This is a genomic window from Intestinimonas sp. RTP31139st1_F5_RTP31139_211217 (genome assembly GCF_040226735.1).
In the GTDB taxonomy this organism is placed as follows: domain Bacteria; phylum Bacillota; class Clostridia; order Oscillospirales; family Oscillospiraceae; genus Intestinimonas; species Intestinimonas butyriciproducens.
This window is the reverse complement of record NZ_JBCOAQ010000002.1, coordinates 143,691-169,089: the sequence shown is the minus strand read 5'-3', so window position 1 is coordinate 169,089 and position 25,399 is coordinate 143,691. Positions and strand designations below refer to the sequence as shown.

General features: G+C 56.1%; 25 protein-coding genes. 20 read left to right on the top strand and 5 right to left on the bottom strand.

Features of this window, described 5'->3' with window-relative positions; genetic code table 11:
* Positions 1–20 precede the first annotated feature (20 nt).
* On the top strand, positions 21–398 hold the full coding sequence (locus ABUA09_RS03140; RefSeq protein ID WP_044941600.1) for a metal-dependent transcriptional regulator: 378 nt from the start codon (positions 21–23) through the stop codon (positions 396–398).
* Between the two features lie 37 nt (positions 399–435).
* Entirely contained in the window at positions 436–834 is a 399-nt protein-coding gene (locus ABUA09_RS03135; RefSeq protein WP_050001708.1) for a winged helix-turn-helix domain-containing protein, read from the top strand.
* A 70-nt stretch (positions 835–904) separates the two neighbouring features.
* On the opposite strand, the gene ABUA09_RS03130 is transcribed toward ABUA09_RS03135, so the two are convergent.
* From ABUA09_RS03130 to ABUA09_RS03110, 5 genes are read right to left on the bottom strand one after another with little or no spacing between them, the layout of a single operon-like run.
* Positions 905–2,533, bottom strand: coding sequence for an ABC transporter substrate-binding protein (locus ABUA09_RS03130; RefSeq protein ID WP_044940887.1), 1,629 nt, complete (start codon positions 2,531–2,533; stop codon positions 905–907).
* A gap of 24 nt (positions 2,534–2,557) precedes the next feature.
* Positions 2,558–3,268 carry an ABC transporter ATP-binding protein gene (locus ABUA09_RS03125; protein ID WP_192933243.1) on the bottom strand — a complete coding sequence of 237 codons (711 nt, stop codon included), beginning with the start codon at positions 3,266–3,268 and terminating at the stop codon, positions 2,558–2,560.
* A complete protein-coding gene (locus ABUA09_RS03120; protein ID WP_044940893.1) occupies positions 3,253–4,044 on the bottom strand; it encodes an ATP-binding cassette domain-containing protein in 792 nt (263 codons plus the stop codon). The genes ABUA09_RS03125 and ABUA09_RS03120 overlap by 16 nt, the downstream gene beginning before the upstream one ends.
* Positions 4,037–4,837, bottom strand: a complete 801-nt coding sequence (locus tag ABUA09_RS03115; protein WP_044940895.1) for an ABC transporter permease — start codon at positions 4,835–4,837, stop codon at positions 4,037–4,039. The genes ABUA09_RS03120 and ABUA09_RS03115 overlap by 8 nt, the downstream gene beginning before the upstream one ends.
* Positions 4,834–5,784: an ABC transporter permease gene (locus tag ABUA09_RS03110; protein WP_227127342.1), complete on the bottom strand. Its 951-nt coding sequence runs from the start codon at positions 5,782–5,784 to the stop codon at positions 4,834–4,836. Before ABUA09_RS03110 ends, ABUA09_RS03115 begins: the two co-directional genes overlap by 4 nt.
* Before the next feature lie 169 nt (positions 5,785–5,953).
* On the opposite strand from ABUA09_RS03110, the gene ABUA09_RS03105 reads away from it, so the two are divergent.
* The 18 genes from ABUA09_RS03105 (at position 5,954) to ABUA09_RS03020 (ending at position 25,366) form a co-directional block, all read left to right on the top strand.
* Positions 5,954–6,928: a helix-turn-helix domain-containing protein gene (locus tag ABUA09_RS03105; protein ID WP_157838656.1), complete on the top strand. Its 975-nt coding sequence runs from the start codon at positions 5,954–5,956 to the stop codon at positions 6,926–6,928.
* Positions 6,929–7,098: 170 nt separating this feature from the next.
* Positions 7,099–8,895, top strand: a complete 1,797-nt coding sequence (locus ABUA09_RS03100) for an ABC transporter ATP-binding protein (RefSeq protein ID WP_044940902.1) — start codon at positions 7,099–7,101, stop codon at positions 8,893–8,895.
* Positions 8,885–10,639 (top strand): ABC transporter ATP-binding protein, encoded by a 1,755-nt coding sequence (locus tag ABUA09_RS03095; protein ID WP_044940904.1) that lies wholly within the window; start codon positions 8,885–8,887, stop codon positions 10,637–10,639. The genes ABUA09_RS03100 and ABUA09_RS03095 overlap by 11 nt, the downstream gene beginning before the upstream one ends.
* Complete coding sequence (locus tag ABUA09_RS03090) at positions 10,639–11,007, top strand: metal-dependent transcriptional regulator (RefSeq protein ID WP_044941603.1); 369 nt, start codon at positions 10,639–10,641, stop codon at positions 11,005–11,007. Before ABUA09_RS03095 ends, ABUA09_RS03090 begins: the two co-directional genes overlap by 1 nt.
* A 27-nt stretch (positions 11,008–11,034) precedes the next feature.
* A complete protein-coding gene (locus ABUA09_RS03085) occupies positions 11,035–11,322 on the top strand; it encodes a winged helix-turn-helix domain-containing protein (protein WP_044941604.1) in 288 nt (95 codons plus the stop codon).
* A 217-nt stretch (positions 11,323–11,539) separates the two neighbouring features.
* Positions 11,540–12,145: an MptD family putative ECF transporter S component gene (locus ABUA09_RS03080; RefSeq protein ID WP_044940906.1), complete on the top strand. Its 606-nt coding sequence runs from the start codon at positions 11,540–11,542 to the stop codon at positions 12,143–12,145.
* Position 12,146: 1 nt separating this feature from the next.
* Positions 12,147–12,821, top strand: a complete 675-nt coding sequence (locus ABUA09_RS03075; RefSeq protein WP_044940909.1) for an energy-coupling factor transporter transmembrane component T — start codon at positions 12,147–12,149, stop codon at positions 12,819–12,821.
* Positions 12,822–12,833: 12 nt separating this feature from the next.
* Positions 12,834–14,216, top strand: a complete 1,383-nt coding sequence (locus ABUA09_RS03070; RefSeq protein WP_044940911.1) for an ABC transporter ATP-binding protein — start codon at positions 12,834–12,836, stop codon at positions 14,214–14,216.
* Between the two features lie 13 nt (positions 14,217–14,229).
* On the top strand, positions 14,230–15,180 hold the full coding sequence (locus tag ABUA09_RS03065; RefSeq protein ID WP_044940914.1) for a helix-turn-helix domain-containing protein: 951 nt from the start codon (positions 14,230–14,232) through the stop codon (positions 15,178–15,180).
* A 124-nt stretch (positions 15,181–15,304) separates the two neighbouring features.
* Positions 15,305–17,074 (top strand): ABC transporter ATP-binding protein, encoded by a 1,770-nt coding sequence (locus tag ABUA09_RS03060; protein ID WP_044940915.1) that lies wholly within the window; start codon positions 15,305–15,307, stop codon positions 17,072–17,074.
* A 1-nt stretch (position 17,075) separates the two neighbouring features.
* Positions 17,076–18,824: an ABC transporter ATP-binding protein gene (locus ABUA09_RS03055; protein WP_044940918.1), complete on the top strand. Its 1,749-nt coding sequence runs from the start codon at positions 17,076–17,078 to the stop codon at positions 18,822–18,824.
* A complete protein-coding gene (locus ABUA09_RS03050; RefSeq protein WP_207734068.1) occupies positions 18,809–19,219 on the top strand; it encodes a metal-dependent transcriptional regulator in 411 nt (136 codons plus the stop codon). The genes ABUA09_RS03055 and ABUA09_RS03050 overlap by 16 nt, the downstream gene beginning before the upstream one ends.
* 26 nt (positions 19,220–19,245) lie before the next feature.
* Positions 19,246–19,533 (top strand): winged helix-turn-helix domain-containing protein, encoded by a 288-nt coding sequence (locus ABUA09_RS03045; RefSeq protein WP_227127344.1) that lies wholly within the window; start codon positions 19,246–19,248, stop codon positions 19,531–19,533.
* Positions 19,534–19,733: 200 nt separating this feature from the next.
* Positions 19,734–20,360, top strand: a complete 627-nt coding sequence (locus ABUA09_RS03040; RefSeq protein ID WP_024738452.1) for a TetR/AcrR family transcriptional regulator — start codon at positions 19,734–19,736, stop codon at positions 20,358–20,360.
* 60 nt (positions 20,361–20,420) lie between these two features.
* Positions 20,421–22,172, top strand: coding sequence for an ABC transporter ATP-binding protein (locus tag ABUA09_RS03035; RefSeq protein WP_044940927.1), 1,752 nt, complete (start codon positions 20,421–20,423; stop codon positions 22,170–22,172).
* A gap of 3 nt (positions 22,173–22,175) precedes the next feature.
* Positions 22,176–23,906 carry an ABC transporter ATP-binding protein gene (locus ABUA09_RS03030; protein WP_044940930.1) on the top strand — a complete coding sequence of 577 codons (1,731 nt, stop codon included), beginning with the start codon at positions 22,176–22,178 and terminating at the stop codon, positions 23,904–23,906.
* Between the two features lie 58 nt (positions 23,907–23,964).
* Positions 23,965–24,252: a DUF4491 family protein gene (locus tag ABUA09_RS03025; RefSeq protein ID WP_050001709.1), complete on the top strand. Its 288-nt coding sequence runs from the start codon at positions 23,965–23,967 to the stop codon at positions 24,250–24,252.
* A 55-nt stretch (positions 24,253–24,307) separates the two neighbouring features.
* Positions 24,308–25,366 (top strand): helix-turn-helix domain-containing protein, encoded by a 1,059-nt coding sequence (locus ABUA09_RS03020; protein WP_050001710.1) that lies wholly within the window; start codon positions 24,308–24,310, stop codon positions 25,364–25,366.
* Positions 25,367–25,399 lie beyond the last annotated feature (33 nt).

The following is a 25,399-nucleotide window of genomic DNA, read 5'->3' as shown; positions in this document are numbered from 1 at the left end:
GACTTGCATGGGAGGATCAGATGAAAAAGGAAAAGAACACTACACCTTCGGGTGAGGATTATTTAGAAGCCATACTGATCCTTCAGCGGCAGAAAGGGCTGGTACGCCCGGTAGATATAGCGCGCCATATGGAGTTCAGTAAGCCAAGCATTACTCACGCCATTACAACGCTTCAGCGAGGAGGCTTTGTAGAGAAAGACAAAGAAGGCTTTATCCGACTGACTGATATAGGCCGGGAGGTAGCAGAGCGTACCTATGAAAAACACTGCTTTTTCACCCAACTGTTGGTGGATGCAGGTGTAGAGCCAAAGACCGCCGAGCAGGACGCCTGCCGGATGGAACACGCAATCAGTGACGACAGTTTTCAGAAAATAAAATCGGGGCTACAGGGCAAGTAAAAGGTCCTCTATCAGTCGAGGTTATTGGGGGGATATAGTGGGAAAACTGTTCATATTATCGGTCGAAGAAGATGACCTTGAAACCGTTGAGAAAATCATGGCTCTCATAGCATCAACAGAACTTGCCATATGTACGGATGTTTCCTCTGCCCCTCTGCGCTACAAGGCTTTGTGTATCGACGCTGCGTGCCGTCAAGTGTTTTGGCAGGGCAAATTCATAGAGCTGACTCCTATGGAGTTCGATGTGTTTCATTTGCTTGCCCGACGGCCCGGACGGGTATTTTCACAAAGGGAGATCTATGAGTTCGCCGCCCCTGATTCGTTTGACAGTAGCTGGACGGGGATCTCCAGCATCATTTACAAGCTGCGCCATAAGCTGAACGCTGACTTTATCCAAACCGTGTATGGGAAGGGCTATAAATTCTTGCCGCCGTGACATCATCATTAAAGCACCTAAATGGGGAGCCTCTAAACCAGAGGCTCCCCATTCGCTCCATAGTATTTCGTTATTTTGTAGCCTGTAACCCCGCCACATCAAAGAAGGCAGGCACATCACTAAATTCGTAACCGGCGATTTTATCGGTTCTATAGAGAATCAGGTCTTTGTAGTAGGTCAGCGGAATGTCAATCACATTGCCCAGGTCATAGTTGATGAGGTAGTTGTAGAGCTCCTGCACCTCGGTGGGATCGTCCGTCTGCTTAACGGCGGTGATAGCGTCAAAGAACTCCTGGGAGCCGTCCACCTGGCTCAGAGAGAAGGTGTGTGGGGTCATGGAGGGCATAGCGCCGAAGAAGCAGTGGGGAGAGGAATACTCATACTCGCCAATCCAATAAGTGATGTCGAAGTTGCCGGCCATCATCTCGGCGTACCACTCCATCTTCTCGCTGCCCTTGAGCTCCAGGCCGATGCCGACCTTCTCCAGCTGGCTCTTGAGCAGAGTAGCATAGGAGGAAACAAGAGAGTCCTGCGCTGTGTCATAGATAAAGGTCAGGTTGAGCGCCACACCATCTTTTTCCCGAATACCAGTCTCTTCATTCATGACCCAGCCAGCCTCATCCAGAAGGGCGGCAGCTTTTTCGGGATCATAGGGGTATGTTTCCGTCAGCTCAATGTCAGTGTAGGGCGTCCCCTCCGGGAAAGGCATCTCCGCAATCTGCTCATAGCCGTAGGTCAGGCCCTCGGAAAACTCTTCTTTGTTGATAGCATGGGACACCGCCTGACGGACTTTTGCATCCACCAGAGGGCCGCTGGAGGCGTTGAGGGTAATATCACGGGCGCGGGTGTCCTTTTCGGCAATCGCCCCCGCAACTCCATCCAGAGCGGTGGCCTGCTGGTAGTCCTGATAGGAAATCATAGAGCTGCCGTAAACCAGGTCGATCTCGCCAGTCTGGAGCGCCTGCAGGCGGGAAGTGGAATCGGGAATATACCGGGCGATGATCTCATCAAAATAGGGCGCCTCGCCCCAGTAGTTCTCGTTGCGGACAAAGCGGGTGTATTCGCCCGGCACATATTCTTCATAGATGTAGGGGCCAGTGCCAACATAACCTTGGACCGTCTGGAAGTCGCCCTCCACGATTTGATTGGGCGACTGCATTCCGCCCACATCCGGCCAGCAGAAGTCATAGGCATAAGCGTAGTAGGGATGCGGATAGGTGATGGTGACGGTGTACTCGTCTGTGGCCTCCACGCTCTCAATGTCGTAAATGCCGGGGCAGGCCATATACTGGGGGTTGCTGTGCATGAAATCCAGGTTCTTTTTCACTGCCTCGGCGTTAAAGGGTGCGCCGTCATGGAAGGTGATTCCCTGGCGGAGCGTCAGCGTCATCACCGTCCCGTCCTCATTGAACGAATAGGATTCGGCCAGATTGCCCTTGACCTCTCCATCCTCATATTTCAGAAGGGTTTCGTAGAGCATGGTACACATGGAGTAGTTATAAACACCCATGTAAAGCGGGGACAGAGAGGTTGTCTCGGTCATGGTTGCGATGGTAAGCGTTTTGTCTTGGGTGTCGTCTCCGCTTTGGCTGCCGGATGCGGAGGGGGACGGATCGCTGTTGGCCGGCCCGCCGCAGGCGCTCAACACCATGCAGAGGCAGAGCGCCGCTGAAATCAGAGAAATCAGTTTCTTTTTCATGGTTTGTGTTCCTTTCTTTGGATGTTATATGGATTCAGTGCGGACTGCTTCCCGCACGAATACCCCTTGGTTTAATTCGAGAATCCGGCTGGATATGCGATACGCTGTCTGCCGGTCATGGGTGATCAGCAGATAGGCACAGCCAAATTCCTCGTGGTAACGCTCCAGGACCTGCAGCACCGCATCTGCGGAAAGAAGGTCCAGCCCGCTGGTGACTTCATCCAGCACCAGGAATTGCGGATGAATGGAGAGGGCCCGGAGCAGAGAAAGGCGGCGCTGTTCGCCGCCGGAGAGCTGGCGGACCGGGACTTGAAGAAGATGGGAGTCCATGTGGGTCAACTCCATCAATTCGCCAATCCTCGCCCGTCTCTGCCGCTTGTCCAGCTGCGTCAGGTTGCGCAGGGCCTCCTCCACATTGTGGTAGACGGAACGGGCCGGGTTAAGCGTTCCGGAGGCGTCCTGAAAGACCGCTTGGATATGCCTGCGCTTTTCCCGCCATGCGGACGCCTTCCAGCGGGTAATATCTTCCCCATTCCATGTAATGGTCCCGCTGTTCGGTTTTTCAATGCCGATCAGAAGCCGGGCCAGGGTACTTTTTCCGCTGCCGCTCTCCCCCAGAACAGCGATATTTTCTCCAGCAGACCAGGAGAAAGACACATCATGGAGGACCTGGAATGGCCGCTGTTTTTCGTCCATATAAGTTTTGGACACCTGATCCACTACAAAGCCTTCCATGACCAACCTCCTCCTTTCCGGGTTTCCGCAGCATGAACAAACGCCTGCGTCCACGCCTGCTGCGGATGGGCAAACAACGCTTCGGTATTCTGCCGCTCAATCATGGCGCCCTGTTCTAAAATCACTGTCTCCCGGCAAAGCATTTTCAAAGCCGATACATCGTGTGATACGAACAGGATGCCGGCAGAGTGATAAATCTTCCGCAGCAGTGTGAGCAGGTGATCCCGGTTCTCTTCATCCAAAGCCGAGGTAGGTTCATCCGCAAGGATATAGCGCGGAGCAAGCCCGCCCAGACAGGCCATGGACACCCGCTGGAGCATTCCGCCGGAGAGTTGGCTGGGAAAGGCATTCAAAATCCGTTCCGCATCTTCCAGGTTGACGGCCAGCAGCTGTTCCCGGGCCAGCGCCTGTGCCTTGTCTTTCGATAAATTCAGGCGGAGGCGGAAGGTCTGCACCATCTGCGCGCCGATTCTCATGTGAGGATCAAAGGCGGTCATTGGGCTTTGCGGAATAAAGCCAAGCACTGTCCCGCAGTATTCCCGCCGCTTTCGGGCAGACAGCCCTTCCAGAGACTGCCCATCCAGCAGAATCTCGCCCTCCTCAATGGCACAGCCATAGGGCAGAATCCCCATGACCGCCTTGATGATTGTGGTCTTGCCCGAGCCGCTGGCTCCGGTCAGGCCCAGCGGCTCTCCGGGGGTGAGAGTAAAGGAGACATCCCGCACCAGCAGCCGGCCCTCTTTGGAACGAACTGTAAGATGTTTTACTTCAAGCATCGATTCGCCCTCCTGCCTCCAGTTGGCGGCCCAGAAGGTTGAACGACAGGACGCACAAAAAGATAAACAGCATGGGATAGAGTACCAGCCCCGGCGCCAGTCCAAACGAGGTCCGTCCTTCGGACACCATGCTGCCCCAGTCGATGACCCCTTCTCCCAAACTCAGGCCAATAAAGGAGAAACCTGAAATGGAGAGGATCATCTCTCCCGCGGAGAGGCAGGAGAAGCGGAATGCATCCCGAATGAGGTTTGGCAGAATGTGGACCAGCAGAATACGAAAACGGGAAGCGCCGGAGGCCACCGCGCACAGGACATACGCCTTGCTGTATTCCAGCTCCGTCTTGGTCTTTACCAGCTTAATCATCCGCAGAATGAGGGAGACTGTGAGAGCCACCACCATAGTGGAAACACTGTTGCCCCAGGTGCTGATGAAAATAATGAGGTAGGCGATGGGCGGAATGGCGGTAACTGCGTTCAGAATACTCTCAAACAATACATTGCGTCCGGCTTTTCCCTGGCCCAGCAGAAGACCGAGCAGGATACCGACCGTCATGACAATGGCGGAGCCCATCAGAACGATGCCCAGTGTGGTATAGCCGCCATACAGGATGCGGGAGAGAACGCACCGGCCATACTGGTCAGTTCCCAGCGGGTATTCCGCGCAGGGGGCCAAAAAGGACTGTGTAATCACGACCTCCTCCGGGTCGTTGGGAGCAGTCAGAAAACCCAAAAAGCAGAACAGGATCACCAAAGCCGGCAAAATGCTTAAAAAAAGGATATGTAACTTTTTCATTGGACCACCCCCTCAGCATGGCCGCGCTGGAATATCCGCTGCAGAATGTCGGAAACCGTGTTGCAGATCACCAGAAAGAAGGCCAAAAACAGGATCGTGGCATGTATCATAGGCGTGTCCCGGTAGAGTACGCTGTCCACGATGGAATACCCAAGGCCGGGCAGGGAAAAGATTTTCTCCACAATGGCGGAGCCAGCCAGAGAGATACCGACCATCTGCAAAAAACTGGGCGCCAGGCCGGCCAGCGCATGGGGCAACGCATGGGTCCACAGAATCCTCATGTCGGAAAGCCCCCGGCAACGGGCGTACACCGCATAATCCTCGTTCATCTCCCGCTCAATATTTTTGGAGAGAAGTTGAGAGTAGAGGGCGATCCCACCCACGGCCAGGCAGATGGCCGCGGGCAGATACCGCATCAGCCCCGTACTGGAGGCCACGGAGATCCACCCGAAACGGACTGCAAACACATCGAGAAAGGAACTGGCAAGGAAGAATGGAGGGATGGATACGCCCACGATGCACACAAAAACCAAAAGCAGGTGCGCCCATTTCCGCCTGCACCAATAGCACAGGCTCCCGACCAGAAGAATACCGGCCGCTTCAATAACCGCAGCCATCAGTACAATGCTCAATGTGACGCCCATTGCGCGGGACACCTCGCCTAAAACAGAGCGTCCGTTGACCAGTGAGGTCCCAAAGTCAAGGTGGAGCACATCCCCCACCCATGTTCCGTACTGGACCAGAAGCGGCTGATTGAGTCCCATCTCATCCCGCAGCTCGTCAAGCTGCTCCGGCGTGTATAACATAAAAGTTCTCCGGGCATAGGCTTCCGCCGCATCCACCGGAGAGAGCTTTACCAGTAAAAAAGAGAGAAAGGTCACAATCAGCAAGGTCAGCAGAAGTTCCATGATTTTTCTTGCTGTGAACGAATGAACCAGTCTTTTCAACGCATATTGCCCTCCCTTGCTTTTTCCTTGTTTGTGTGCTATTATCAGTTAGATGGCGCTAACCATCCAACAAAATTATAATGCCTTCATCCATGAAAACAAGGGATTACCCGTTCGTTTGGCCGATTGCGAAAAACATTTGGCCGATTGCAAAAAGGAGGTGACACCGGTGCGTACAGGATTTGAGCAATTATGTCTCTCCCATCTGCCCCAGTTGGGGTTGAAGCTAGCTAAGAAGGGACAGGAGGAAAAAAACGGGGTGGGCTTCACCTTTGTCCCGGAGCCAGAGGTTGGAGAGGGCTATCTGTGGACCTATCCCATCAACGCTGTCTGCTCATTGACTATTTACGATGTGGTGTTCCACCAAGATATGTCCTTTCGCTACCACCACCCCGCTGCGCTGACGGTTGCGGTCAGTTCTCCAGGCAGCGCGGAGCCTGCGCTGACAAAGCCCTGCACCAACCCGGAAAATCTGGTGGGCTACTTTTTGGAGGAGGGGACCTTTGGACATACAATCCCCAAAAACACTCCAGTCCGAAGTATTGGGATTGGCCTGATGCCGGAGTTCTATGAACAGCAGCTCCCCGCGCTGATGGGGCAGGATGCCACGCAGGTGCGGAAAGCGGCTTGTGCGCTGGATGGAACGGTGTCGCTCCCCGAGGTGGAGGGCCTTCTCCACCAGATGGCGGCCTATCTGCCGCAGGCAGGGACCGCGGGCCTGCGCTATGAGGCAAAGGTGTTCGACCTGCTCGCCGCCCTTCTGGAGTGGAACGACCTGACCCTATCTACCCCGGCTGCCGCCTGTATATCCGCAAAGGATCAGGAGGCGCTGCAAAGCCTCAAGCATTTCCTGCTTCAGAATTACTCCGCCCAAGTGGATCTCCAGCGTCTGGCCCAGATGTGCTATATGAGCAAGTCGAAACTGACCTATCTGTTCCGTATGCTTTACGGCACCACGATTTATGAGTTTATCCTGGCCTGCCGGATCGACCGGGCAAAAGAACTGCTGGCTGACCGGGAAAAGAAAATCAGCGAGATTGCGGCCCTGGTTGGGTATGAGCGGCAAAGCAGCTTCTCCGCCGCGTTCCATCAGAAAACGGGCATCACGCCCAATGAGTTCCGCCGCCAATTCTGGAGTCAGTAAAACAGAATACCGTCTGGAAGCACGCCGCGATTGCGGCGTGCTTTTTTTGCAATCGGCCAAATCTGTTTCGGAATGTTCCAGACTTGGGCAGAAGCGATTGCGCTTTTTACAGGTGGACAGTATCATTTGGTTAGTTAGTGCAAACTTTTAATGGATAAGGAGATGGTGTGATGACCCAGAAGAAAAAAGCAGGGATCTCCAGACTTTTGGAGTTTGGAGGGCGTTATCGCTGGATGACGGTAGTGGCCTGCATATTATCCGGACTCAGCTCTGTGCTTATGCTGTGTCCCTTTTTGTGCATTTGGCTGGTCCTGCGGGATGTGTTGGCAGCCCTGCCGGATTTGAGCACGGTGGATGTGAAGGCGATGACCCTTTATGGCTGGGCCGCTCTGGGTCTGGCCGTAGGAGGCTTCCTTCTCTATTCACTGGCTCTTCTGTTTTCCCATCTGGGTGCGTTCCACACGGCCAAAAATATGCAGTCCCAGATCCTGCACCATCTGGCTTCGCTCCCGTTGGGCTTTTTCTCCCAGAACAGCAGCGGCAAACTGCGGAAAATTATCCATGAGAACACGGCGCAGACGGAAAACTTCCTGGCGCACCAGCTTCCGGATATGACCGGATCAGCCGTGACCGCTGTGACGATGCTGGTCATGCTCCTGTTCTTTGATTGGAGATTAGGCGGCTTGTCCATTCTTCTGCTGATTGCGGGGTTTATGGTACAGATGCTGATGACCAGCGAGAAATCCATGTCCTATATGCGGAAATACCAGGACGCTTCGGAACAGATGAACAATGAGGCGGTGGAGTATGTACGCGGTATCCCGGTGGTCAAGGTGTTCCAGCAGACGATCTACTCCTTTAAGAGCTTTTACGCCGCTATCATGTACTACAAGGACAATGTAACGGAATACGCGCTCTCCTGCCAGGGGCCGATGGTGGCCTTTAATGTCATCATCAACGCCTCCTTTGCTGTGCTGATTCCGGCAGGTATCCTCCTGATTGGCCCGGAACAGTACAGCGAGTTCCTGCTGGATTTGATTTTTTACATCCTGTTTACTTCCGGAAGTGCCGGCATCCTCAATAAAATCCTGTTTTCCGGCACATACCGGATGATGGCGCAGGAAGCGGTGCGGCGGGTTGACTCCCTGTTGGCAGAGGCTTCCGTGGTGGAGGACGCGCTTACACGGATACCGGATCGGAATGATGTGGAGTTCCGGGATGTGACCTTTACCTATCCGGGCACCAAAGCGCCCGCGCTCTTTCACCTGTCGTTCCAAGTCCCGGAGGGGAAAACTGTGGCTTTGGTAGGTGCTTCGGGCAGCGGAAAAACCACCGCCGCCACTCTGATTCCCCGGTTTTGGGATGTGCAGGAGGGGGCGGTCTGCATTGGAGGCGTTCCGGTTTCTCAAATCCCCAAGCAGGAGCTGATGAATCGCATCGCCTTTGTGTTTCAGGACAGTCAGCTGCTGAAGGCCAGCATTCTTGAAAATGTCCGCGCCTCCCGGCCGGATGCGACCAGAGAACAGGTGGTGGAGGCGCTCCGGTCTGCCCAGTGCGACGATATTTTGGAAAAGCTGCCAAAGGGCGTGGACACGGTGCTGGGGACCAAGGGCGTCTATCTCTCCGGTGGGGAACAGCAGCGCATCGCTCTTGCACGGGCCATCCTCAAGGATGCCCCCATCGTTCTGCTGGACGAGGCGACCGCTTTCGCTGATCCCGAGAACGAGCATAAAATTCAGATGGCATTTGAGCGCCTGACCCAAGGAAAAACCGTCCTGATGATTGCCCACCGGCTTCCCACCATTCAGAATGCCGACGAGATTTTGGTGTTGGAACAGGGCACCGCAGCGGAGCGGGGCACCCATGATTCGCTGATGGCGCGGAACGGGATCTACGCCTCCATGTGGAGAGATTATCAGACCTCGGTTGCCTGGAATATTGGAAAGGAGGGACACCATGCTTCGTAAACTCTTTGCCCTGACCGAACAGGGCGCAAAGGATATGAAAAAAGGAATCATCGCCTCGGTCTTCACCTCACTCAGTCTGATGCTGCCCATGGGACTGCTTTTAATGCTGGTGATGCAGCTACTCCAGCCGCTTTTGGGAATGGAAGCGGCCGCCCCCTCGCTGGGCGCCTATACGGGAATGTGTCTGGTGCTGTTGGTAATTATTTTCCTGACCCACTACATCCAGTACCGCTGTACTTACATTGCGGCTTATGCCGAAAGCGCCCAGCGGCGGATCGGCCTGGCCGAAAAATTACGCACCCTGCCGCTGTCTTTCTTTGGCAAGCGGGACCTTTCCGACCTGACCACTACCATGATGAGCGACTGCAATGACCTGGAACGGGTTTTTGCCTATACGATTCCCCAAATTTTCGGAACGGCCATCAGCTGCGTGATCGTCTGCCTGTGCCTGTTTTTCATGGACTGGAGAATGGCGCTGGCAATTTTGTCGCCCTTTGTCCTAGCGATCCTTGTCCTTGCGGGGAGCAAGCGCCTGCAAAACCACATGGACCTGAAAAAGATCCAATCCAAGCTGGACGCCGCCGATGGAATACAGGAGTTTCTGGAGAGCATCCGGGATTTGAAAGCCAACAATCAGGAGGATACCTACTTGGCAGGGCTGGATAAAAAGCTGGAGAAGATCGTACATACCTCCGTCTGCTATGAAATGACCAGCGGCCTGATGATTACTTCCTCGCAGATGCTCCTTCGATTGGGATTTCCGGCCACGGTGCTGGTGGGAACCCTGCTGTTGACACAGGGCGAACTGAATCTGTTCTTTTTCCTCATGTTCCTGGTGGCCGCTTCCCGCATTTATGACCCACTCAGCGGTGTGATGATGCAGCTCAGTGAGATCTTCAACGCAATGCTCCAGCTCCGCCGCATGAAGGCCATTGAACAGGAGCCCGCGCAGGGGGGTACAGCGGAGTATCAGGTCAAAGGCCACGATATTTGCTTTGACCATGTGGGCTTCCGGTATCAGGACGGTGAGGATGTGCTGTCCGATGTTACCTTCACCGCCAAGCAGGGCGAAGTGACCGCACTGGTCGGCCCCTCTGGAGGCGGCAAGAGCACCACGGCGAAGCTGGCCGCCCGCTTTTGGGATATTCAGAAAGGGACCATCACCATGGGCGGGGTGGACATCTCCACGGTGGACCCGGAAACACTGTTGAAGGACTATGCCATTGTGTTCCAGGATGTGGTGTTGTTTAACGATACCATCATGGGAAATATCCGTCTGGGCCGCAAGGACGCCACGGATGAGGAGGTCATGGCCGCGGCCAGGGCCTCCCAGTGCGATGAGTTTGTTCAGCGTCTGCCGGAGGGATACCAGACGGTAGTGGGCGAAAACGGCTCTACTCTGTCCGGGGGTGAACGCCAGCGTATTTCTATTGCCCGCGCTCTGTTGAAAAATGCCCCCATTGTTCTGTTGGACGAGGCGACCGCCTCTCTGGATGTAGAAAACGAAACCAGCCTCCAGACTGCGCTCTCCGCGCTGCTCAAGGATAAGACGGTTTTGGTTATCGCGCACCGGATGCGGACGGTGATGGGAGCCGATCATGTGGTGGTGCTGGCAGATGGTCATGTGGCGGAAGAAGGCACGCCGGAACAGCTGATGGAGCGGGGCGGGATGTTCCGCCGCATGGTGGAACTGCAAAGAGAGACCTCCAGCTGGCAGGTCGGCGGAAACCGGGGTGGCGCATGATGAAGCTGTACGCGTCAGGCGAAGATTATCTGGAGGCCATATTGGTACTTCAAAAAGAAAAAGGAATGGTGCGCTCCGTGGATGTGGCCCGGCACATGGGGTTGTCTAAGCCCAGTGTATGCCACGCAGTAGCAACCTTAAAAGAGGGCGGTTTCCTCACCATGGACGAGGACTTCTTTCTCCGCCTGACCGATGTGGGCCGGGAGGTAGCCGAGCAGACCTATGAGAAGCACTGCTTCTTTACCCGCTTGTTGACGGAGGCAGGCGTCGATCCAAAGACAGCGGAACAGGACGCCTGCCGCATGGAGCATGTGATCAGCGAGAATAGCTTTCGGCATCTAAAGCAAAGTATGGACAAAAAGAAATAGTCGCGGGAGGTGAAGCTGGTGACCGGGATGGCGGTACTGCAATACGGGAATTTGCGTATTGACCCCAATGAACGCAAGGTCTATGTAAGTGAACAGGTTGTGGAATTGACCACGATGGAGTTCAATATTTTATATTATCTGGCCTTACACCCTGGCTGGACCTTTACCCGGGAGCAGCTTTACCAGTATGCAATGTCCGATGATTTTGCCTCCGGCCTCGAAAGCGTCACCAGCCGGATCTACAAGATACGGAAGAAATTAAATATCAATGCGATTCAAACTGTACACGGATATGGTTATCGCTTTGAAAAGTAAGGGAACAAGAAAACGGTCTTTGTTTTATAGCAAGGGCCGTTTTCGATTTGTGCGGATAGGAAAACATCAATAATTCCAACCAAACGGAATAAAGTCGTCTAAACGGAATAGACAGGCAGGAAAGCCCTCGGTAAAATACATCATGTGAGATGGGCGCATGGCGTCCTATTTTTCACGAACGAAGTTAGCATAATCTAACCAAAAAGGAGAGAACATTATGTCTGAACCAGTCAAAGGCCGCGGGATGAGCGGCAAGGATGTCATTACCGTGGGGATTTTCTCCGCCATTTACTTTGTCATCAACTTTGCCTTTATGCTTCTGGGCGGGCTGCACCCGCTGCTGTGGATCTTGATGCCGGGCTTTATCGCTCTGTTTACCGGCATTCCATATCTCATGATGTGCGCCAAGGTGCAGAAGGTGGGCTCCGTCCTGCTGATGGGACTCATCACGGGCCTCATTTACTATGTCACCGGGCAATTCACCATTGTAATCCTGGTATCCTTCGTTCTGGCCTGCGGCTTGGCTGAAATTACCCGTGTCATCACCCACTACCGGAGCATGGCCGGCAACCTGGTATCCTTTGTGCTGTTCTCTGTGGGCATGGTGGGCTCTCCGCTCCCGATCTGGCTGATGCGGGAAGACTTCCTGCGGCAGATCACAGAACAGGGGATGCCAGCGGACTATGTGAACACTCTGGCGGCCCTTTCCTCCAATGGGATGCTGATCGTTCTGTTCCTGGCTCCTGTTGTTGGAGCGGTCATTGGCGGCATCCTTGCCCGCGCCATGTTCCGCAAGCACTTTGAAAAGGCTGGCCTGGTGTAAGATGGGGAACGGGAAGAAATCAATCTTTGACCCGAGAGCTGGACTGTGGATTCTGATCGCCGCCAATATCATCGCGTTCAGCGACCATACTCTGTGGGTGGAACTGGCACTGATTGCTCTGCTGCTGGCGTTGATGATCGTCCACAGAAGATTTACAATGGCAGTCAAATGGGCTGTTGGATATTGCGCCCTGCTGGTCTTTCAACAGGTGATCCTGCCGGCGTCGCCTATGATCATCGCCACCAGTTTTACCATCTTTGCCACCTATACCCGCCGGATGTTCCCCTGCCTGATGACCGGATCGCTGATGTTGAAATGCACTCCTCTGCGCTACCTGATCGTAGGGCTGCGGCAGTTACATATTCCCCAGAAGCTGATCGTGGCTATATCCGTGACGCTGCGGTACTTCCCCGCTATCCGGGAGGAGATCGGCCACATCCGGGACGCGATGAAGCTGCGGAATATCCGGGGACTCAGCCGCTTGGAGTGTACGGTGATGCCCCTCATGGTGTCCGCTACAGAGACGGCGGAGGAGCTCTCCGCGGCGGCTGTGACCCGAGGAATCGAAAATCCGGCCCGGAAGACCAGCGCCGTGTCCCTGCGTCTAATGCCAGCAGACCTGACGGGGATGCTGTTGGTCCTGGCCTTGCTGATAGGCTCATTTGTGGTACAATAAGGGGGAGTGACAGTGATAGGTTTGGAACAGGTTTCCTTTGGCTATGGAGAAAAACAGGAAACGCTTTCCCATGTCAGCGCCACTGTTGCCCGCGGAGAGTGCGTCCTGCTGTGCGGGGCCTCCGGCTGCGGAAAGACCACGGTGACGAAACTGATCAACGGCCTGATTCCGGCTTTTACTCCCGGATGCCGTCTGGAAGGGCGGGTGATGGTAAACGGGCTTGTGCCGCGGGAAACCCCCATGTATGAACTGGCCCAGCGGGTAGGCTCTGTGTTTCAAAATCCAAAGTCCCAGTTTTTTAATCTGGACACCGACAGCGAACTGGCCTTTGGGCTGGAAAATGAGGGCCGTCCGTCGGAAGAGATCCGCCGCCGTGTGGAGCAGGTCGCGGAAACACTGCACCTCCAGGAACTGCGCGGGAAAAACATCTTTTCTCTGTCCGGTGGGCAAAAGCAGCTTCTGGCCTTTGGCTCCGTCTATGCCATGGACCCTGAAATCTATGTGCTGGACGAGCCGACAGCCAATCTGGATCGGGAGGCCATTGCCCGACTTCACGACCAGATCGCCGCTTTAAAGCGGCAGGGCTGCACAATCGTGATGGCGGAGCATCGCCTGTACTTTCTCACCGATCTCATCGACCGGGCGTTTTATCTTCGGAGCGGGGTGCTGGAGCGCGTCTTCACCGGGGAGCAGTTTCGCAGCCTGCCAGACCCGGAGCGGGAAGCCCTGGGGCTGCGTACTCTGACCCCGGCGATATGCACGCTCCCCGCTGTGGAATCGGCCGGCAGCGAAGAAGGGCTGTCTGTGGAGGGCTTGACCTGCAGCTTCCGCAAAGGCGCTCCCGTGTTCCGGGACCTGTCTTTTTCCGCCCGCCCCGGCGAGGTGGTGGCAATCACCGGACCCAACGGCGTGGGCAAGACCACACTTTCCCGCTGCCTTTGCGGGCTGCTGAAAGAACAAGCGGGACAAATTCTGCTGAACGGAAAGCCTCTGGATCGAAAAGGCCGCCAGCGGTCGGCTTTCTGCGTCATGCAGGATGTAAACCATCAGCTGTTCTCCGACAGCGCGTGGGGAGAGTGCCGGATGTCCGCGCCGGAGGCATCTGACAATCAGATTTCGGAGGTGCTGGACAGCCTCCACCTGCTGTCCTTTCGGGAGCGGCATCCGATGTCTCTCTCCGGGGGGCAGAAGCAGAGGCTGGCAGTGGCTACGGCGCTGCTGTCGGAGAAGCCTGTGCTGATTTTTGACGAGCCTACCAGCGGTTTGGACTATGCCCGCATGGTGGAGGTGTCCGGGGTGATCCGCAGTCTGGCAAGGCATGGGCGGATTGTTCTGGTGGTCACCCATGACCAGGAATTCATGCAGAGAGCCTGTGACCGGGTGTTGCGATTGTAAAAGGAGAAATTTCATGCTGGAGCAAGTAATGGCAGACAACGGATTCCCTGTCCCGCTGGTGGAGGGTGGAAACTGCCGGGTCTTTCAGTTTCACAGCGGTACCGGAGAGGGGATCATGACACAATACGACCTGTTCCCCGGCGTATCCCTGATGTACAACGATTTCCATATGGAGAGCTATGATTCCGCGTTCCGTACAACGGAGGATCTGCTGTGCATTGATTACTGCCGCCAGGGGCGCATGGAGTACCCTGCCGGCCCGGATGCGTACTCCTATGTGGAGGCGGGCGACCTGAAGCTGGACCGGCGGCTGGAGCACCAGGGCCATTTTACCTTCCCCCTTGCCCATTATCACGGGATCACCGTTGGTTTTGCGCTCCCCCAGGCCGCCCAATCGCTGAAGGAGTGGATACGGGAATTTCCGGTGGATCTGGCCCGGCTCCAGGATAAATTCTGCGCCAGCCGCCATCCCAAGGTGCTCCATGGGGCGCCCTCCATTGATCACATTTTTCAGGAGCTCTACGCGGTGCCGGAACAGATCAAGCTCCCTTATTTCCGTATCAAGGTGCTGGAATTGCTCCTGTATCTGGACGCGCTGGAACTGCCAAAGGATGCGGAAAAGCCTTACTTCTATAAATCCCAGGTGGAAAAAGTGAAGGCCGTCCATCGCCTGTTGACGGAGGATCTGGAGCGGCACTATACGATTGCGGAATTGTCCGAAAGGTTTTCTGTCCCGGCTACGGCGCTGAAGGAGTGCTTCAAGTCGATTTATGGGCAGCCCATCAACACCTATATGCGTAATTTCCGCATGGACCAGGCCGCGCTTCTGCTCCAGCAGGAGTCTCAAATGGGAGTGGCAGAGATCGCCGGACGGGTAGGTTATGACAGCTCCAGCAAATTTGCCGCCGCATTCAAGGAAGTCAAGGGCAAGACGCCTCTGGAGTACCGGCGGGAAAGCCAATAAATTTTTCCGTCCAAACGGGACCAGACCGGCAGGACGGAGCGGACAGAGGAAGAAGAATTTCTTATAATCGTTGTAGTTAGCGCAAGCAAACTACAACGATTTTTCTTTGAGAGGAGTATTGCACATGAAGGAACGAACTTGGCTCGGTATCCTGCTCTCCTTCGCCGCACCCTGCCGGGGGAAGATGGCCGGGTCTGTGGTACTGGCGATTCTCAGTGTGGCCGGGGGCTTCGTACCGTATCTCGGCGTTTACCAGATCATCCGGCTCTTTCTGGAGCGTCAGGCGGACTGGGAGGGCATTGTATTTTGGTGCGGCGTGTGTCTGGCCGGCTATGCCGTCAAGGTGGCGGGATATGCCCTGTCCACCATGCTGGCCCATGTATCCGCCTACACGATTTTGGAGGGCCTGCGCCTTCAGGTGGCGGACCGGCTGATGGGGGCGCCGCTGGGCGAGGTGGAAAGCCGGCCCATTGGCTCCATGAAAAGCACCATCGTGGATCGTATTGAAGATGTGGAGCCGCCTCTGGCTCACATGATCCCGGAACTCAGTTCCAATCTTCTGCTGCCTCTGGTCGTGGTCATCGCCATGTTCGCCATCGACTGGCGGATGGGCCTTGCCCTGCTGGTGACCATCCCGGTGGCGCTCATCCCCATGACCTTCGGGATGCGGACCTATAACAAGAATTACGCCGCCTACATGGAGGCCAACGCCCATGTGAACAGCATGATCGTGGAATATGTAGAGGGCATTCAGGTGGTGAAAGCGTTCAGCCAGGGGGAGCGGTCCTATCAGAAATTCGCCCAGGCGGTGGCCTCATTCCGGGATTTCACTATGGGATGGTTCCGCTGCACCTGGGCTTCCATGAATCTGTGCCTGTCCATTCTGCCGACCACCCTGCTGGGGACGCTGCCAGCGGGCGTCGCGCTCTATCAGGCGGGGATACTGGACCCGGCCCAGGTGACGCTCTGCCTGATGCTGGCCCTGGGAATCGTGTCCCCCCTGATGAGCGCCACCGCCTTCATCAACTCCATGAAAAGTATGCAGTTTGCAGTAAAGGACACCCGTGAACTGCTGAATTTGCCCCAGCTTGCGCAAGCGGAGCAGAATGTCCATCTGGAAGGCAGCAGCATCCAGATGCGGGATGTATCTTTTTCCTATGGCGGGACAGAGGGCAAGGAGGTGCTTCGCCATCTGAACTTGACCATCCCACAGGGAAAATTCACTGCCCTGGTGGGGCCGTCCGGCGGCGGCAAGTCCACCATCGCCCGGCTGACCGCCCGGTTTTGGGATGTGACGGGAGGCTCCATCACCCTGGGCGGACAGGACATCCGCAAGCTCCCGCTGAAGCAGCTCTCCCAGTCCATCAGTTTCGTCACGCAGGACAACTTCCTCTTTGACTGTTCCCTGAAAGAGAACATCCGGCTGGGGCGTCCGGGGGCCTCGGACGAGGAAGTGCTGGCGGCTGCTCAGGCGGCCCAGTGCGAAGAATTCATTGGCCGGCTGGAGCATGGCTGGGATACGACGGCCGGAGACGCGGGCAAGCAGCTCTCCGGCGGGGAGCGTCAGCGCATCGCCATCGCCCGCGCCATTTTGAAGGACGCCCCCATTGTGATTTTGGACGAGGCGACCGCCTTCACTGATCCCGAGAATGAGGACAAAATCCAACGCTCCATTATGGCGCTTTCCAGGGGAAAAACGCTGCTGGTCATTGCCCACCGGCTCTCCACCATCCAGAACGCGGACCAGATCGTGGTGCTGGAGAAAGGGAGCGTTGCAGACTGTGGCACACAGGAAGAATTGCTGGGCCGCTGCCCGCTGTATCAGACCCTTTGGACGGCCCATGTGGGGGCACGAAACTGGGCGGTCACATCCGGCAAAAAGGAGGGGAATTGAGATGTTTCACAGCGTAGGACGCATTATGGGATGGGCAAAGAACTATCGAAAACGAATGATTCTGGGCTTTGTGTGCTCGTTTTTTGCAACATGGTGTACCGCGGGGCCGGTGATGCTGGCGGCCTGGGCCCTGGGGCGGATGATCGGGAACGCCTGGGGAGAGAATGAGCTTTCCGGCTCTCTCCCATGGCTGTGCTTATCTGGCATCGTCGTTCTGATCCTGCTGCGGTTTTTCTTCACCTATTGGAAAAACCGGCTTCAGGAGAGCATCGGAACGGAACGGGCGGCAGAGCAGCGGATGGAACTGGGAGATGTGCTGAAACGGGTGTCCCTTGGGTACTTTGCCAAAAACAATCTGGGGGACATTTTGGCGGCGCTCACCACGGAGTTGAGCACACTGGAACTCCAGAGTATGAAGATGGTGGACGCGGTGGTAAACGGCTATATTCAGGTGGCCGTGATCCTGCTGTGCGTGGCGATTTTCTGCCCGCCCGCCGCGCTGGTGGCGCTGATCGGCGTGCTGGTGTCCGCCTTTGCCCTGCGGGGGATCGGCCGTCAGAGCGCCCGCACCGCTCCTGTGAGCCACCGGGCTCAGGAGGCATTGTCCGGCGCGGCTGTCGAATATATCCATGGCCTGCCGGTGGTGAAGTCCTTTGGACAGGACGGGGTTTCCGTTCAGCGGTTCCGGGACGCCTGCCGGGACAATAAGGCCATCCGTATCAAAAACGAGTTTGGGTTCGTCCCCTGGAACTGTCTGCATCTGTTCGCTCTGCGGGCGGCATCCGTGGGGCTGGTGCTCGCCGCGGGCCAGCAGGCTTTGGCAGGCGCTTTACCGCTCCCGTATTTCCTGATGATTGCCCTGTTCTCCTTCACTATTTTCGGCAGTGTGGAGGCCATCAATGACGCGGCCCACATCCTGTCGGTGACAGATTCGGTGCTGGACCGGCTGGAGGAACTGGAACATACGGATTTCATTGACAAGGGCGGGAAAGAGGTCACGCCGGAACGGTTTGATGTGTCCCTCTCCCATGTATCCTTCGGGTATGGGAGCCGCGAGGTACTCCACGATGTGACCTTTACCGCACCCCAGGGGACCACTACCGCCATTGTGGGGCCGTCCGGCTCCGGCAAGAGCACGATATGCAATTTGGTAGCCCGCTTCTATGACGCGGACCGGGGTGCCGTGTCGGTGGGCGGCCACGATGTGAAAGAATTTACCTGCGAAAGCCTGCTGCGAAATATCTCCATGGTCTTTCAGAATGTGTATCTCTTCCAGGACAGCGTGGAGAACAATATCAAATTCGGCTGCCCGGATGCCACCCATGAGCAGGTGGTCGCTGCCGCCAAAGCTGCGTGCTACCATGACTTCATCTCGGCCCTGCCGAACGGCTATGACACCGTGGTTGGAGAGGGTGGCTCCACCCTCTCCGGCGGGGAGAAGCAGCGCATCTCCATCGCCCGGGCCATTTTGAAGGACGCCCCTATTGTCATCCTTGATGAAGCGACTGCCAGCGTAGACCCGGAGAATGAACACCTGATCCAACAGGCTCTGTCCGCTTTGACAAAGGGGAAAACCATCCTCACCATCGCCCACCGGCTGGCTACCATCCAGCACGCGGATCAGATCCTGGTGGTGGAGGATGGCCGTATCGCCCAGCGGGGTACCCATGCGGAACTAATGGCCCAGGGCGGCTTGTACCGGCGGTTTATTGAGATCCGGGAGCAGGCCGAGGGTTGGAGATTGGCGTGAAGAAAAGGGTAAAACAACGGCACGGTACATCACTCCATGCCTCCGGTGAAGACTATTTGGAGGCCGTATTGGTACTTCAAAAAGAAAAAAGAATGGTGCGCTCCGCAGATGTAGCACGACATCTTGGGGTTTCCAAGCCTAGCGTAAGTCATGCAGTGGCTATCTTGAAGGAGGGCGGTTTCCTCACCATGGACGGGGACTTCTTCCTCCGTCTGACAGATGTGGGCCGGGAGGTAGCCGAGCAGACCTACGAAAAACACTGCTTCTTTACCCGCTTGTTGACGGAGGCAGGTGTCGATCCAAAAACAGCGGAACAGGATGCCTGCCGCATGGAGCATGTGATTAGTGAGGGCAGTTTTCAGCATTTGAAAAAGAATATATTGGAAAAGAAATGATCGAGGAGGTGAAGCTGGTGATCGGGATGGCGGTACTGCAATACGGAAATTTGCGTATTGACCCAAATCAACGCAGGGTCTATGTAAATGAACAAGTTGTGGAGTTAACTACAATGGAGTTCAATATTCTATATTATCTGGCTTTACACCCCGGCTGGACCTTTACCCGGGAGCAGCTTTACCGATATGCGATGCCTGATGATTTTGCCTCCGGCCTCGAAAGCGTCACCAGCCGGATCTACAAGATACGGAAGAAATTAAATATCAATGCGATTCAAACGGTACACGGATACGGTTATCGTTTTGAGAAGTAAGAGAAACTGGTGATTGTAATAGCATATACTTAATAAAAACGCAGCTGCCAACCAAGGCAGCTGCGTTTTTTGTTTAATGAATAGAATACACCGACCCGCATACGGTTCAGCCGTTATAATTGTGGCTTGACAAATACAATCGTTTGATTTAAGATAATATCATTATTGGATAATATGATTATCGAAAAGAGGTGAACGAAATGCGTCCTGTAAACGAAAAGCTGCGGAAGGATCTGCTGGAAGCCGGGAAGCGCGAGTTTATGGAGAACGGCTTCCGGGGGGCATCCTTAAAAAGTATAGCAGCATCTCTTGGAGTAACAACTGGAGCGATTTACCGCTACTATACGGACAAGGAGGCACTGTTTGACGGATTGGTGAGAGAGCCAGCCCAAGAGCTGGTAGAGCGTTATCGGACCCTTCAGCAGACCTTTGCCGGCAGGAGTTTGGAGGAGCAGCTTCAAAAGCTCCCGGAGGTGCCGGACAAGGAAGCCTCCTGGATGATGGACTTTCTCTACGACCACTTTGACGCATTCAAGCTCATCGCCTGCTGTTCCTCCGGGACAAAGTACGAGCACTACCTGGATACCCTGGCGGAAATTGAGGATCACTCTGGACGGCTTCTGGTGGATCGAATGGTGGAAGCTGGCTACCCCATTCGCCGTCTGGATGATGAACTGATCCACATCATGTCCACCGCACTCTTCAACGGCATGTTTGAAACAATCCGCCATGATATGCCGCGGGAAAAAGCGATGGTTTATATGGATGACCTGCGGAATTTTTACTCCGCGGGCTGGTTCCGTCTCCTTGGAATACCCTTTGAATAAAGGGTTTTCCTTTTGATTTTAAGTTAGCACTTACTAACTATAAGAAAGGGGTTTTAAGCTATGGATAACAAGAAAGCGCCCTCACCCTTTGCTGTGCTGTGGGGTTGGGCAAGTGGTGAGCACGGCGGATTTTATGCTTCGGTAGCCCTGGCGGTGCTGGGGGTGGCCTGCGGTATGGCGCCATACTTCTGCGTGGCTGCTATGATTGGGCTGCTGCTGGAAGGAGGCGGCCTTGCGGAGTGCCTGCCCTGGTGCGGTCTGGCCCTGGCGGGCTATGCGGGAAAGGCGCTGTTTTCCACATGGTCTACCAGCCTGTCCCACACGGCCACCTATCACACGCTGCGGCGTGTGCGGCAAAATCTGCTCTCCAAACTGAGCCGGGTGCCCATGGGGACGATTCTGGACACGCCCTCCGGCCAGTATAAGACCACCATTGTTGACCGGGTGGAAGGGATGGAGCCCACTCTGGCCCATCTGCTGCCGGAGATGACCTCCAATCTGCTGGTGCCGGTGAGCATCGCGGTCTATATCTTCGTCCTGGATTGGCGAATGGGGCTCGCCTCCCTGGTGACCACGGTGATCGGGTTCACAGTAGCCTCCCAGAGCGGCAGGACCTACGCCGCCCGCTGGCAGGGCGCCGTGGAGGTGGGCCGCCGCATGGCAAATGCCATCGTGGAGTATGTGGGCGGCATCCAGGTGGTCAAGGCGTTCAGTCAGTCCGCAGGGTCTTACAAGCGGTACTCCGATGCCGTGACCGAGAACGCCCAATACTATGTGGACTGGATGGCGGACAACCAGAAGTATATGGCGGTCATGCAGGCGGTCATCCCCTCAGTGTTGCTACCCGTCCTGCCGGTGGGACTGCTGCTGTGGGGCAGCGGAAGCCTGAGCACCGCCGTATTCCTCACCATCGTCGTGCTGTCCCTGGGGCTTACCGGTCCTCTGGTATCAGCCATGACCTTTGTGGACGAATTGGCGGTGGTGGGTACCAATGTGGGTGAGATTTCCGCCATTCTGGAGGCTCCGGAGCTGGAGCGCCCCGCGGCAGAGACGAAGCTGAATGGGCTGGGTATCCGGCTGGATCATGTGTCCTTTGCCTACAAGCAGGAGGACGGTGAAGTGCTCCACGATGTAAGCCTGGACATCCGGCCGGGGACGGTCACCGCTCTGGTGGGTCCCTCCGGCTCCGGCAAGAGCACCATCGCCAAGCTCATCGCCGGCTTCTGGGATGTGACGGGCGGCTCTGTCGCCTTGGGCGGTGTGAATCTGCGGAAGATCCCGCTGGAGCAGCTCAACCGCCAGATTGCCTATGTATCTCAGGACAACTATCTCTTTGACCGCACGGTGCGGGACAACATCCGCATGGGCCGCCTGAACGCCACCGATGCGGAAGTCGAGGCGGTAGCCAAGGCGGCCGGGTGCGATGATTTCATCCGCCAACTAGATCAGGGCTACGACACCATCTGCGGCGGGGGCGGCGGCCACCTTTCCGGCGGCGAAAAGCAGCGCATTTCCATTGCCCGCGCCATGCTGAAGGATGCGCCCATCGTCATTCTCGATGAAGCTACCGCCAGCATCGACCCGGAGAATGAAGCGGTCATCCAGCAGGCCATCTCCCGTCTGACGGAGGGTAAGACGCTGATCGTCATTGCCCACCGGCTGGGCACGGTGGCCGGCGCGGACAACATCGTTGTGGTGGAAGATGGCCGAATCGTTGCTCAGGGGAAGCAGGAGGAGCTGCTGGCCTCCTGCCCGCTGTACCGGCAAATGTGGCAGTCCTATCTGGGCGTCCGGGACGGAGAGGAGGAATAAGAGATGTTCAGCGTACTTCGGAAAATTTCCGCCTTTGCGGGCAGCCGCAGGGGGCTTTTGAAAAAATCCATGCTCGTGGCTTTCCTGGGGGCTGTGTTCACCGCGTTCCAGTTCTGGGCCCTGATGCTGACCCTGGAGATCCTGGTGGCCGGCGCGAGCTTGAGCATATGGCCGGTGATCGGCGTCATGCTGGTCTCTGTAGCGGGACGGACCGCCTGCTCCTACTGGTCCACCAATGCGGAGACAGAGACGGGCTACTTCATGGTGGCAGAAAAACGGGTCCATATCGGAGATCGGCTGCGCTACATCCCCATGGGCTACTTCAATGACAACTCCTTGGGCAACATTACCGCCGTAGTCACCACCACACTGGGAGATGTGGAGAATAACGCCGCCCGCTGCCTGGTCAGCGTCATCGGCGGGTTTCTCAACACTCTGGCCATGAGTCTGGCAATCCTGCTTGTAGACTGGCGGCTCGGCCTGCTGGCTATCGGGGGGATTCTTGCCTATCTGCTGGTTGCGGAACTGAGCCAGCGGTCTCTGCTCAAGACGGGGCCTGCCCGCCAGCACGCCCAGATGAAGCTGGTGGAGGCGGTGCTGGAGTACATCCAGGGCATGAGTGTGGTAAAGGCTTACGGCTTAGATAAGGACAGCGGCCAGGCTGTGCAGAAAACCGTGGATGAAAGCTGTGAAAAGGCCCTGGGGCTGGAACACTCCGTAGCCCCCTGGATGGGCCTGCGGCAGATTACGGTGCGGGTGTTCGCCGTGGCGCTGGCTGTGTGCGCCCTGGTGCTCTATTCCGGCGGGAGCCTGCCTCTGACCCGGTGCCTGCTGATGCTTGTTGCCTCTTTCATGCTTTACGCGGAGCTGGAGAGCGCCGGCAATATGGCAGACAATCTACAGATGCTGGGCGCCTCTATGGATAAGGCCAACTCCATCGACGATACGCCGGTGATGGACATTGACGGGGCGGAACTCCAACCGGAGGATGCTTCTGTTCAGTTTGAGGATGTCTCTTTTTCCTATGGGGAGCGGACTATCCTGGATCATGTGAGCCTTACAGTCCCCGCCGGCAGCACCACCGCTGTGGTAGGCCCCTCCGGCGGCGGCAAGACCACTCTGTGCAATCTTATCGCCCGCTTCTGGGATGTTCAGGGCGGCAGGATCATCGTGGGCGGCCATGATGTGCGGGAGTACAAGCTGGACAGCCTGATGAAAAACATCTCTATGGTGTTTCAGTCGGTATATCTCTTCAACGACACGGTGGAGAACAACATCAAGTTCGGCCGCCCGGACGCCGCCCATGAGCAGGTGGTGGCCGCTGCCAAGGCCGCCTGCTGCCACGATTTTATCATGGCCCTGCCGGATGGCTACGACACGGTATTGGGAGAGGGCGGCGGCTCCCTCTCCGGGGGCGAGAAACAGCGTATCTCCATCGCCCGGGCCATGCTCAAGGATGCGCCCATCGTAATTCTGGACGAGGCCACGGCCAGCGTAGACCCCGAGAATGAAGCGGAACTCCAGGCCGCGATCTCCTCTCTGACAAAGGGAAAAACCCTGATTCTAATCGCTCACCGGCTGAAAACGGTGCGCAATGCCGACCAGATCCTGGTCCTCAATGGCGGGCACATTGTCCAGCGGGGTACTCATGAGGAACTGATCGCCCAACCTGGCCTGTATGCCGACTTTGTTCATGTCCGGGCCAAGGCCAACAGTTGGAAGCTGGAGGCTTGATGCGGCGGCTTATCTGCCTGCCGGACTCCGTTGTATCATGGGCTGGGGAGGGACTTCTATGGAATTGAATTTTGAGGGGATCGCAGTCGGAGCGGCCTCTCTGCTGGTGATTGGAGCCTTTCATCCGCTGGTAATCTGGTGTGAATACCACTTTTCTCAAAAGATTTGGCCGCTGTTTCTCCTGTGCGGGCTGATCTGCCTGGGTTTGGCGCTGTTTGCACATGGGCTGCTCTCTATTCTTTTGGGACTTGTGGGCGTGGCTTTTCTTTGGAGCATCCGGGAACTGAAAGAACAGGCACGGCGGGTAGAGCGGGGATGGTTTCCCCAAAATCCCAAGCGAACTTAACACAGGAGCGCCGGGGTATATTTTTTGTAGCGCGTCAGAGGAGGTGATGTGGTTGATGGAGTACAGCCAAGAGAAACGAGCCGGCTTGAATCATGTCCGCTTTGCGGACGAGGAGCTGATTAAAACCCAGGTTCTGCAGGGGGAGGCGGCTCAAACTATCATTCAGGGAGAGAATTGTTCTGTCTACAAGATGGAAAACGAAACCGGAGAGGGCGTCATTACCCGCTACCCAGTGTTCCCCGGAATCGAATTGCTCTATGATGATATTCATATGTCCTGCGGAGTGGCGCACCGGGAGGACCCCCGGGCCGACCTGCTGGAGATCAATCACTGCCGGCTTGGCCGGTTTGAGTGTGAATTTTCAGATGGGAGCGCAGTCTATCTGGGAGAGGGTGATCTGGCCGTCAATGTCATGACCAACCGGACCCGCGAGACCTGGTTCCCCCTGTCCCACTACCACGGCATCACCATCGCGGTGGATATTCCGGTGGCGGACAGAGTGCTGCGTCAGGTATCGGAGGCGTTGGGTGAAGGGCTGTACTGCGACCTCTTCGCCATGCGGGACCGTCTGTGCGCCCGCAACTCCTGCTTCATCATGCGGGCCACTGAGTCCATTCAGCACATTTTCTCTGAACTTTACCATGCGCCGGAAAATCTGCGGGCAGGCTATTTCAAGCTCAAGGTGATGGAGCTGTTCCTCTTCCTCGGCTCCCCGGAGATCACGGCACGCGGAGAAGAACGGCCGTATGTAGACCGGACCCAGGTGGAACAGATTAAATCAGTCCGGCAGTATCTGGTAGAGCACCTGGATCGCCGCATTACCCTGCAAGAACTCTCCCAGACCTTTTCCTTTCCGCTGACCTCCATGAAAAAGTGCTTCAAGGAGGTGTACGGAACCACCATCAATGCTTATCTGCAAGCCTACCGTATGCACACAGCGGCAGGGCTTCTGCGGGAAACGAAGCTGGATGTGACGGAAATCGCCGGCAAGGTGGGGTACCAGAACGCCAGTAAGTTTTCCGAGGTGTTCCGGCAGTACACAGGGCACACCCCAACGGAGTACCGAAAAACTTTTTGTCTGATAGGAGCAGACAGCGTCCTGCGGGAGTGGTGAAACAACAGAAAATCGTCTATAATGCCCTTGTAC

Bases quoted from the DNA above. Each gene is read 5' to 3' on its own strand.
- ABUA09_RS03140 (WP_044941600.1), top strand. From the start codon at position 21: ATGAAAAAGGAAAAGAACACTACACCTTCGGGTGAGGATTATTTAGAA.
- ABUA09_RS03130 (WP_044940887.1), bottom strand. From the start codon at position 2,533: ATGAAAAAGAAACTGATTTCTCTGATTTCAGCGGCGCTCTGCCTCTGC.
- ABUA09_RS03125 (WP_192933243.1), bottom strand. From the start codon at position 3,268: ATGGAAGGCTTTGTAGTGGATCAGGTGTCCAAAACTTATATGGACGAA.
- ABUA09_RS03120 (WP_044940893.1), bottom strand. From the start codon at position 4,044: ATGCTTGAAGTAAAACATCTTACAGTTCGTTCCAAAGAGGGCCGGCTG.
- ABUA09_RS03115 (WP_044940895.1), bottom strand. From the start codon at position 4,837: ATGAAAAAGTTACATATCCTTTTTTTAAGCATTTTGCCGGCTTTGGTG.
- ABUA09_RS03100 (WP_044940902.1), top strand. From the start codon at position 7,099: ATGACCCAGAAGAAAAAAGCAGGGATCTCCAGACTTTTGGAGTTTGGA.
- ABUA09_RS03095 (WP_044940904.1), top strand. From the start codon at position 8,885: ATGCTTCGTAAACTCTTTGCCCTGACCGAACAGGGCGCAAAGGATATG.
- ABUA09_RS03090 (WP_044941603.1), top strand. From the start codon at position 10,639: ATGAAGCTGTACGCGTCAGGCGAAGATTATCTGGAGGCCATATTGGTA.
- ABUA09_RS03085 (WP_044941604.1), top strand. From the start codon at position 11,035: ATGGCGGTACTGCAATACGGGAATTTGCGTATTGACCCCAATGAACGC.
- ABUA09_RS03080 (WP_044940906.1), top strand. From the start codon at position 11,540: ATGTCTGAACCAGTCAAAGGCCGCGGGATGAGCGGCAAGGATGTCATT.
- ABUA09_RS03075 (WP_044940909.1), top strand. From the start codon at position 12,147: ATGGGGAACGGGAAGAAATCAATCTTTGACCCGAGAGCTGGACTGTGG.
- ABUA09_RS03065 (WP_044940914.1), top strand. From the start codon at position 14,230: ATGCTGGAGCAAGTAATGGCAGACAACGGATTCCCTGTCCCGCTGGTG.
- ABUA09_RS03060 (WP_044940915.1), top strand. From the start codon at position 15,305: ATGAAGGAACGAACTTGGCTCGGTATCCTGCTCTCCTTCGCCGCACCC.
- ABUA09_RS03055 (WP_044940918.1), top strand. From the start codon at position 17,076: ATGTTTCACAGCGTAGGACGCATTATGGGATGGGCAAAGAACTATCGA.
- ABUA09_RS03045 (WP_227127344.1), top strand. From the start codon at position 19,246: ATGGCGGTACTGCAATACGGAAATTTGCGTATTGACCCAAATCAACGC.
- ABUA09_RS03040 (WP_024738452.1), top strand. From the start codon at position 19,734: ATGCGTCCTGTAAACGAAAAGCTGCGGAAGGATCTGCTGGAAGCCGGG.
- ABUA09_RS03035 (WP_044940927.1), top strand. From the start codon at position 20,421: ATGGATAACAAGAAAGCGCCCTCACCCTTTGCTGTGCTGTGGGGTTGG.
- ABUA09_RS03030 (WP_044940930.1), top strand. From the start codon at position 22,176: ATGTTCAGCGTACTTCGGAAAATTTCCGCCTTTGCGGGCAGCCGCAGG.
- ABUA09_RS03025 (WP_050001709.1), top strand. From the start codon at position 23,965: ATGGAATTGAATTTTGAGGGGATCGCAGTCGGAGCGGCCTCTCTGCTG.
- ABUA09_RS03020 (WP_050001710.1), top strand. From the start codon at position 24,308: ATGGAGTACAGCCAAGAGAAACGAGCCGGCTTGAATCATGTCCGCTTT.